We start from the raw sequence: 6,966 nt of genomic DNA on the forward strand, positions 1-6,966 counted from the left end.
TACGTGACCGAGAACATGGTCGGCCACAAGCTCGGCGAGTTCGCTCCGACCCGCATCTTCAAGGGGCACAGCGGGAAGAAGGCGGACGCGGCCGCGGCTGGAGCCCGGCCCGGCGGCGCTCCGGGAGCGCCGGGCGCGCCCGCGCCCGCGCCGGCGGCCAAGGCGTAGAGGGGAGATCACGATGAACGCCGTCGCTCGTCTCCGGTACATGAAGGGGTCGGCCCAGAAGGTCCGGCTCGTCGCGGACCTGATCCGCGGCAAGAAAGTCAACGACGCCGCCGCGATCCTGCGCGGCACGCCGAAATACGCGTGCCGCGACCTGCTGAAGCTCCTCAAGTCCGCGATCGCGAATGCCGAGCAGAAGGAAGCGGGCGTGGACGTCGAGAAGCTCGTCGTGCGGATGATCCAGGTCGACGGTGGGCCCCGCGAGAAACGGATCCGGCCGGCCCCGATGGGCCGCGCCTATCGCATCCAGAAACGGAAGAGTCACGTCACGCTCGAAGTCTCGGACGAGGCGAGAGGGTAAGGGAAAGATGGGTCAGAAAGTACACCCGTACGGATTCCGCCTGGGGTTCAACCGGACCTGGCATTCGCGCTGGTACGCCGAGCGCGGCCAGTACCTGCAGTACCTGCACGACGACATGAAGCTCCGCCGGGAGCTCAAGTCCCGGCTCGCCCACGCGGGCGTCTCGGAGATCGACATCGAGCGCTACGCGAACAAGCTCAAGGTCAACGTGCAGACCTCTCGCCCGGGCGTGATCATCGGCAAGCGGGGCGCGGAGGTGGACAAGCTCCGCGACGAGCTCCAGCGCAAGACGAAGAACGAGGTCCACATCAACATCATCGAGATCCAGCGGCCGGAGACGGACGCCCAGCTCGTCGCCGAGTCGATCGCGATGCAGCTCGAGCGCCGCGTCGCCTTCCGCCGCGCGATGAAGAAGGCGATCGAGTCCGCGCAGCGGTTCGGCGCGCAGGGGATCAAGCTCCGGTGCGCGGGACGCTTGAACGGCGCCGAGATCGCGCGCTCGGAGTGGTACCAGGAAGGACGCCTGCCCCTCCACACGTTGAAGGCGGACATCGACTACGGGTTCGCCGAAGCGCACACGACGTACGGGAAGATCGGCGTCAAGGCGTGGATCTACCGCGGCGAGCAGCACAAGATCAAGAATCGGCGCCGCGAAGTCAAGAAGACGGCATGAGGACTCAGTCATGTTGATGCCCAGCAAGGTCAAGTTCCGCAAACAGCAGCGGGGAAGGATGCGCGGGAAGGCGCAGCGCGGCTCGGATCTCGCCTTCGGCGATTTCGGCCTCCAGTCGCTCGATCCGGGCTGGGTCACCGCCCGCCAGATCGAGGCCGCCCGCATCGCGATGACCCGACACATCAAGCGCGGCGGGAAGATCTGGATCCGCGTGTTCCCGGACAAGCCGATCACGAAGAAGCCCGCCGAAACCCGAATGGGAAAGGGGAAGGGCGCCCCCGAAGGATGGGTCGTCGTGGTCAAGCCCGGCCGCATCCTGTTCGAGATGGAGGGCGTCGACGACGCCACGGCGAAGGCGGCGATGAAGCTCGCGGCCGACAAGATCGGGATTCGCACCCGATTCGTCGCCCGGCACGAAGCGAAAGCGGCGGTGGCACCATGAAGAAGAAGGACCTGGAACAGCTTCGGGGAGAGGGGCCCGGCGCGCTCGCGGCGAAGGAGAAGGAGCTGCGCGACGCGCTGTGGAAGCTCCGGCTGCAGAAGACGACCGGCCAATTGGAGAATCCGTCCCGGCTGCGGACGGTGCGGCGGGACATCGCGCGGGTGAAGACCTTCGCGCGGGCCAGCGGGGAGAAAGCGTGAGCGAGACGTCAGCGCCGGCCACGGCCGGCAAGAAGGGGCGGCAGACGAAGATCGGCCGCGTCATTTCGGACAAGATGGACAAGACCGTCGTCGTCGAGGTCGAGCGCACCGTGCTCCATCCGCGATACCAGCGCTACATCAAGCGCCGGTCGCGGTTCATGGCGCACGACGAGAAGGGCTCCGCCGCGATGGGCGACCGCGTCGCGATCGAGGAAACGCGGCCGATGTCGAAGCGCAAGCGCTGGACGGTTCGCGAGGTCCTCCGGAAGGCGGAGGCGTAGGCCATGATCCAGATGGGAACGGTGCTCGAGGTCGCCGACAACTCGGGAGCCCGCAAGATCGCCTGCATCAAGAAGAAAGGGGGCTCCAACTCGCGGTACGCCTACCTCGGCGACGTCATCACGGCGTCGGTCAAGGAAGCGGCCCCCGACTCGCCGTTCGTCGAGAAGCACGGCAAGCGCGTCGTCAAGGCCGTCATCGTGCGCACCCGCCGGCAGCAGCGCCGCAAGGACGGGTCGTACATCCGGTTCGACGACAACGCGGCGGTGCTCGTCAACGCGGAGAACGAGCCGGTCGGAACGCGCGTCTTCGGACCCGTGGCCCGGGAGCTCCGCGAGAAGAAATTCATGAAGATCATCTCGCTCGCTCCGGAAGTGCTGTGAAGGCGGGCGGGAGAGGCTGGGGACGATGAACAAGGTGAAGCTGAAGAAGGACGACGTGGTCGTCGTGATCGCGGGCAAGGACCGCGGCAAGCAGGGGCGCGTGCTGCGCGTGTATCCCGCGACCGCGCGGGTGCTCGTCGAGCGCGTCAACCAGGTCAAGAAGCACCTGCGGCCGAACCCGGCGAAGAACATCGCGGGAGGCGTCTCGGAGCGCGAGGCGACGATCCACATTTCCAACGTCATGCTGCTCGACCCGGAGAAGAACGCTCCGACCCGCGTGGGCCGGCAGCGGACCGAGGACGGACGGGCCGAGCGCGTCGCCAAGAAGAGCGGCGCGGTGCTGGGCTAGAGGGAACGATGACTGCGCGACTGAGAGAGAAGTACCAGAAGGAGATCGTCCCGAAGCTCACGAAGGAGTTCGGGATCGAGAACACGATGGCCGTGCCGAAGCTCGACCGGATCGTCCTCAACATGGGGATGGGCGAGGCGACCGCCAACGTCAAGCTCCTCGACACGGCCGTCGAGGAGCTGTCGGCGATCGCGGGGCAGCGGGCGGTCGTGACGCGGGCGAAGAAGTCGATCGCGTCGTTCAAGCTGCGGGCCGGGATGCCGATCGGCTGCCGGGTCACGCTGCGGGGCGACCGGATGTACGAATTCCTCGACCGCCTGATCGCGATCGCGCTCCCGCGCGTGCGCGACTTCCGCGGGGTCTCGTCGAAGTCGTTCGACGGCCGCGGCAACTACACCCTCGGGGTCAAGGACCACCTGATCTTCCAGGAAATCGACTACTCGAAGGTCGACAAGTCGAAGGGATTGAACGTCACGATCGTGACGACGGCGGGGCGGGACGACACCGCGCAGGCTCTTCTGCGCGAGTTCGGCCTGCCCTTCGCCAAATAAGGAAGGCTGAAGAAATGGCAAGACGAGCCATGAGACTCAAAGCGGAGCGCGTCCCGAAGTTCTCGACGCGAAAGGTCCGCCGCTGCAGGGTATGCGGCCGGCCGCGGAGCGTGCTGCGCAAGTTCGCGCTGTGCCGCATCTGTTTCCGGGACCGGGCGCTCGCGGGATACATCCCGGGCGTGATCAAGGCGACGTGGTGAAGCATGAAAACCAGTGATTCGATCTCCGATCTCCTGACGCACATCCGGAACGCGATGCGCTCCGGCCACGAAAAGGCGCAGGTCGACGCGTCCCGGCAGCGGGAGGCGATCGTGAAGCTCCTCGCCGAGGAGGGGTACGTCGCCGGATACAAGACGGTCGACGCCGAGCCGCAGAATCAGATCCAGGTCCGCCTGAAGTACGACGGCGAAGGCGAGCCGGTCATCGGCGGCATCCAGCGGGTTTCGAAGCCCGGGCGCCGCGTCTACAAGCGGGCCGCGGACATCCAGCCGGTGCTGGGGGGCCTCGGGATCGCCGTCGTTTCGACCTCGCGCGGCCTCATGACGGACCGCCAGGCGCGCGAGCGCAAGCTCGGCGGCGAGATCCTTTTCAACGTCTGGTAGGAGAGAGCCGTGTCGCGAATCGGTAAGAATCCCGTTCCGATCCCCGCGGGGGTCGAGGTGAAGGTCGAAAACGGACGGCTCCGGGTCAAGGGACCGAAAGGCCAGATCGAGAGCCCCATCCCGTCCGCGGTCACCGCGAAGGTGCTCGACGGACGGCTGGAGTTCGCGCGCGCGGACGAGGAGCAGACGAGCCGCGCCCTGCACGGGCTGACCCGCGCGCTCGCCGCCAACGCCGTCGCGGGGGTGACGAAGGGATTCGTCCGCGAGCTCGACATCGTCGGCGTCGGCTTCAAGGGCGAGGTCAAGGGGAAAGCGGTCCAGTTCGCGCTCGGGTACTCCCACCCGATCGTCTTCCCGATCCCGGAGGGGATCACGATCGCGATCGATGCGAAGGCCAACCGGATCACGGTCTCGGGAATCGACAAGCAGAAGGTCGGTCAGACCGCCGCGGAGATCCGCTCGCTGCGCGTCCCCGACCCGTACAAGGCCAAGGGGATCAAGTATTCCGACGAGGTGATCCGCCGCAAGGTCGGAAAGGCCGGAGGGAAGTAATGGCCCAGGCGAAATCGCGCGGGTCCGCCCGCGACAAGGTCCGGCGCCGCATCCGTTCCCGCGTGCAGGGGACGGCCGAGCGGCCGCGGCTGTCGATCTTCAAGAGCTTGAAGCACCTCTACGCGCAGGTGATCGACGACAAGCACGGCGTGACGCTCGTCTCCGCCTCTTCGCTCGATGCGGGGTTCACCGCCGAGCAGAAGGGCGGCGGCAACGTCGCGGCCGCGAAAAAGGTCGGCGAGCTCGTCGCGCGCCGCGCGAAGGAAAAGGGAGTCACTCGCGTCGTGTTCGACCGGGGCGGCTATCCCTACCACGGGAAGGTCAAAGCGCTGGCGGATTCCGCCCGCGAGAACGGTTTGGAGTTTTAAATGGCCAATCAGCCGGGCAATCGGGACCGCCGCGACCGCCGCGACCGCGACTCGGGAGAGTCGTCGGAGTTCGTCGACCGGGTGGTGCACATCAACCGCGTCACGAAAGTCGTCAAGGGCGGCAAGAACTTCTCCTTCTCCGCTCTCGTCGTCGTCGGCGACGGGAAGGGGCGCGTCGGGTACGGTTCCGGGAAGGCGAAAGAGGTCCCGCAGGCGATCCGGAAGGGGATCGAGCTCGCGAAGAAGAACATGGTGTCGATCTCGCTGAAGGGCACGACGATCCCGCATCCCGTCCTCGGCCGCTTCGGCGCGGGGCGCGTGCTCCTGAAGCCGGCCGCCGAGGGCACCGGCGTCATCGCCGGCGGCCCGGTCCGCGCGGTCCTCGAGTCCGTGGGCGTGACGAACATCCTCACGAAGTCGCTCGGCACGACCAATCCCGGCAACGTCGTCAAGGCGACGTTCGACGCGCTCACGCAGCTGAAGAAGATCGTCGTCCGGCCGCAGACGGCCGCGGAGTAGGAACCCCATGAGCCCGAAGAAGGAAGACACGAAGAAGGACGCGGTCGCCTCGCTCGAGGAGCTCGAGAAGACCGTCGCGCTCCGGCCGAAGAAGGCGAAAACCGACGCGGTCGAGGCGGCCAAGGCCGCGCCCCGCGCGGCCGCGAAGCCGGCGGCGGCGGAGTCCGCGCCGGCGCCGAAGCCGAAGGCGAAGCCCGCGGCGGCGCCGGCGCCGTTGAAGGTGCGGCTCGTCAAGAGCGGGATCTGCACGCCGAAGGACCAGAAGGCGACGCTCCAGGGCCTCGGCCTGCGCCGGATGAACCAGGAGGTCGTCCGCCCGGACACCCCGTCGATCCGCGGAATGCTCCACAAGGTGCGCCACCTCGTGGAAGTCTCCGCGGCGAAGTAGGAAGAGACCCATGACGGAAACGAAACCGAAGAAGAAGACCGCCGCCCGGAAGAGCGCGGCGCCCTTGCGGGCGAAGAAGAGCGCGGCGCCGTCCCGGGCGGATTCCGCCCCGATCGTCGCTCCCACGGGCCCGGCGACGGGCGTCCATCACCTCGCCCCCGGCTTCGGCGCCACGCACGCGAAGAAGCGCGTCGGCCGCGGGCCCGGCTCGGGCCACGGCAAGACGGCCGGCCGCGGGCACAAAGGACAGAAGTCGCGCTCCGGCTACCACCACATGCGGGGCTTCGAGGGCGGCCAGATGCCGCTCCACCGCCGGCTCCCGAAGCGCGGATTCACGAACATCTTCCGGAAGGAATACGACCCGGTCAACCTCTCTCTCCTCTCGAGCTTCGAGGCGGGTCAGGAGATCACGCCGGAGGCGCTCCACGCGCGCGGCTTCACGGGGAAGAATGCGATGGTCAAGATCCTCGGCGGCGGGGAGCTGACCGGCGCTTTCACCGTTCGCGCGCACAAGTTCTCGGCCTCGGCACGGGAGAAGATCGAGAAGGCGGGCGGGCGCTGCGAAATCATCGAAACGGAGAAGGTCGCGAGTTAAATGTTCGAATCCTTCCGAAACATCTTTTCGATTCCCGATCTGCGCAAGCGGATCTTCTTCACGTTCGCGCTGCTCGCCGTGTACCGGCTCGGCGCGCACATTCCGACGCCCGGGGTCAACCCGAAGGCGATGGCCGAGTTCTTCTCGTCCCAGGCGGGCGGGGCGCTCGGCTTCCTCGACATCTTCTCGGGGGGCGCGCTGCGCCGGTTCTCGGTCTTCGCCCTCGGGATCATGCCGTACATCTCGGCGTCGATCATCCTGCAGCTCCTCACGGTGGTCTGGCCGTACCTCGAGAAGCTCTCGAAGGAAGGGGAGATCGGCCGCAAGAAGATCACCCAGTACACGCGGTACGGGACGATCCTGCTGTCGGTCATCCAGGCGACCGGGATCGGGCTCTTCCTCGAGAAGCAGCAGCTCCCGTCGGGGCAGTACCTCGTGCGGCCCGAGATGCAGGGGACGGGGTTCCTCCTCCTGACGATCCTCAGCTTGACGACCGGAAGCGCCTTCATCATGTGGCTCGGCGAGCAGATCTCCGAGCG

17 protein-coding genes are annotated in these 6,966 nt (G+C 67.2%); all 17 read left to right on the forward strand.

The window, feature by feature from the left end:
- The coding region (locus VKH46_02810; protein ID HKB69744.1) for a ribosomal protein S19 family protein at positions 1–168 on the forward strand (168 nt) is incomplete at its 5' end.
- Between the two features lie 13 nt (positions 169–181).
- Entirely contained in the window at positions 182–526 is a 345-nt protein-coding gene (rplV, locus tag VKH46_02815) for a 50S ribosomal protein L22 (GenBank protein HKB69745.1), read from the forward strand.
- A 7-nt stretch (positions 527–533) separates the two neighbouring features.
- Entirely contained in the window at positions 534–1,199 is a 666-nt protein-coding gene (gene rpsC / locus VKH46_02820) for a 30S ribosomal protein S3 (GenBank protein HKB69746.1), read from the forward strand.
- A gap of 10 nt (positions 1,200–1,209) precedes the next feature.
- Positions 1,210–1,641 carry a 50S ribosomal protein L16 gene (gene rplP, locus VKH46_02825; GenBank protein HKB69747.1) on the forward strand — a complete coding sequence of 144 codons (432 nt, stop codon included), beginning with the start codon at positions 1,210–1,212 and terminating at the stop codon, positions 1,639–1,641.
- Entirely contained in the window at positions 1,638–1,841 is a 204-nt protein-coding gene (rpmC, locus tag VKH46_02830) for a 50S ribosomal protein L29 (protein HKB69748.1), read from the forward strand. The genes rplP and rpmC overlap by 4 nt, the downstream gene beginning before the upstream one ends.
- Complete coding sequence (rpsQ, locus tag VKH46_02835; GenBank protein ID HKB69749.1) at positions 1,838–2,122, forward strand: 30S ribosomal protein S17; 285 nt, start codon at positions 1,838–1,840, stop codon at positions 2,120–2,122. The genes rpmC and rpsQ overlap by 4 nt, the downstream gene beginning before the upstream one ends.
- A gap of 3 nt (positions 2,123–2,125) precedes the next feature.
- Entirely contained in the window at positions 2,126–2,503 is a 378-nt protein-coding gene (rplN, locus tag VKH46_02840) for a 50S ribosomal protein L14 (protein ID HKB69750.1), read from the forward strand.
- Between the two features lie 25 nt (positions 2,504–2,528).
- Positions 2,529–2,852, forward strand: a complete 324-nt coding sequence (rplX, locus tag VKH46_02845) for a 50S ribosomal protein L24 (protein ID HKB69751.1) — start codon at positions 2,529–2,531, stop codon at positions 2,850–2,852.
- Positions 2,853–2,860: 8 nt separating this feature from the next.
- The gene (rplE, locus tag VKH46_02850; protein ID HKB69752.1) at positions 2,861–3,403 is read left to right on the forward strand and encodes a 50S ribosomal protein L5; all 543 of its coding nucleotides are present in this window, start codon (positions 2,861–2,863) and stop codon (positions 3,401–3,403) included.
- A 14-nt stretch (positions 3,404–3,417) separates the two neighbouring features.
- Positions 3,418–3,603: a type Z 30S ribosomal protein S14 gene (locus tag VKH46_02855; GenBank protein ID HKB69753.1), complete on the forward strand. Its 186-nt coding sequence runs from the start codon at positions 3,418–3,420 to the stop codon at positions 3,601–3,603.
- A 3-nt stretch (positions 3,604–3,606) separates the two neighbouring features.
- Positions 3,607–4,005: a 30S ribosomal protein S8 gene (rpsH, locus tag VKH46_02860; protein HKB69754.1), complete on the forward strand. Its 399-nt coding sequence runs from the start codon at positions 3,607–3,609 to the stop codon at positions 4,003–4,005.
- A 9-nt stretch (positions 4,006–4,014) separates the two neighbouring features.
- On the forward strand, positions 4,015–4,557 hold the full coding sequence (gene rplF / locus VKH46_02865) for a 50S ribosomal protein L6 (GenBank protein ID HKB69755.1): 543 nt from the start codon (positions 4,015–4,017) through the stop codon (positions 4,555–4,557).
- On the forward strand, positions 4,557–4,925 hold the full coding sequence (gene rplR / locus VKH46_02870) for a 50S ribosomal protein L18 (GenBank protein HKB69756.1): 369 nt from the start codon (positions 4,557–4,559) through the stop codon (positions 4,923–4,925). The genes rplF and rplR overlap by 1 nt, the downstream gene beginning before the upstream one ends.
- Positions 4,926–5,444 (forward strand): 30S ribosomal protein S5, encoded by a 519-nt coding sequence (gene rpsE / locus VKH46_02875; GenBank protein HKB69757.1) that lies wholly within the window; start codon positions 4,926–4,928, stop codon positions 5,442–5,444.
- A gap of 214 nt (positions 5,445–5,658) precedes the next feature.
- Positions 5,659–5,832 carry a 50S ribosomal protein L30 gene (gene rpmD / locus VKH46_02880; GenBank protein HKB69758.1) on the forward strand — a complete coding sequence of 58 codons (174 nt, stop codon included), beginning with the start codon at positions 5,659–5,661 and terminating at the stop codon, positions 5,830–5,832.
- Positions 5,833–5,944: 112 nt separating this feature from the next.
- Positions 5,945–6,427, forward strand: coding sequence for a 50S ribosomal protein L15 (rplO, locus tag VKH46_02885; protein ID HKB69759.1), 483 nt, complete (start codon positions 5,945–5,947; stop codon positions 6,425–6,427).
- The coding region (locus VKH46_02890; GenBank protein ID HKB69760.1) for a preprotein translocase subunit SecY at positions 6,428–6,966 on the forward strand (539 nt) is incomplete at its 3' end. It lies immediately after the preceding gene.

It is taken from the genome of Thermoanaerobaculia bacterium (genome assembly GCA_035260525.1).
Classification (GTDB): Bacteria; Acidobacteriota; Thermoanaerobaculia; order UBA5066; family DATFVB01; genus DATFVB01.

What these genes read in the sequence shown, in the direction of transcription:
- rplV (HKB69745.1), top strand. Translation starts at nt 182, where the DNA reads ATGAACGCCGTCGCTCGTCTCCGGTACATGAAGGGGTCGGCCCAGAAG.
- rpsC (HKB69746.1), top strand. Translation starts at nt 534, where the DNA reads ATGGGTCAGAAAGTACACCCGTACGGATTCCGCCTGGGGTTCAACCGG.
- rplP (HKB69747.1), top strand. Translation starts at nt 1,210, where the DNA reads ATGTTGATGCCCAGCAAGGTCAAGTTCCGCAAACAGCAGCGGGGAAGG.
- rpmC (HKB69748.1), top strand. Translation starts at nt 1,638, where the DNA reads ATGAAGAAGAAGGACCTGGAACAGCTTCGGGGAGAGGGGCCCGGCGCG.
- rplN (HKB69750.1), top strand. Translation starts at nt 2,126, where the DNA reads ATGATCCAGATGGGAACGGTGCTCGAGGTCGCCGACAACTCGGGAGCC.
- rplX (HKB69751.1), top strand. Translation starts at nt 2,529, where the DNA reads ATGAACAAGGTGAAGCTGAAGAAGGACGACGTGGTCGTCGTGATCGCG.
- rplE (HKB69752.1), top strand. Translation starts at nt 2,861, where the DNA reads ATGACTGCGCGACTGAGAGAGAAGTACCAGAAGGAGATCGTCCCGAAG.
- VKH46_02855 (HKB69753.1), top strand. Translation starts at nt 3,418, where the DNA reads ATGGCAAGACGAGCCATGAGACTCAAAGCGGAGCGCGTCCCGAAGTTC.
- rpsH (HKB69754.1), top strand. Translation starts at nt 3,607, where the DNA reads ATGAAAACCAGTGATTCGATCTCCGATCTCCTGACGCACATCCGGAAC.
- rplR (HKB69756.1), top strand. Translation starts at nt 4,557, where the DNA reads ATGGCCCAGGCGAAATCGCGCGGGTCCGCCCGCGACAAGGTCCGGCGC.
- rpsE (HKB69757.1), top strand. Translation starts at nt 4,926, where the DNA reads ATGGCCAATCAGCCGGGCAATCGGGACCGCCGCGACCGCCGCGACCGC.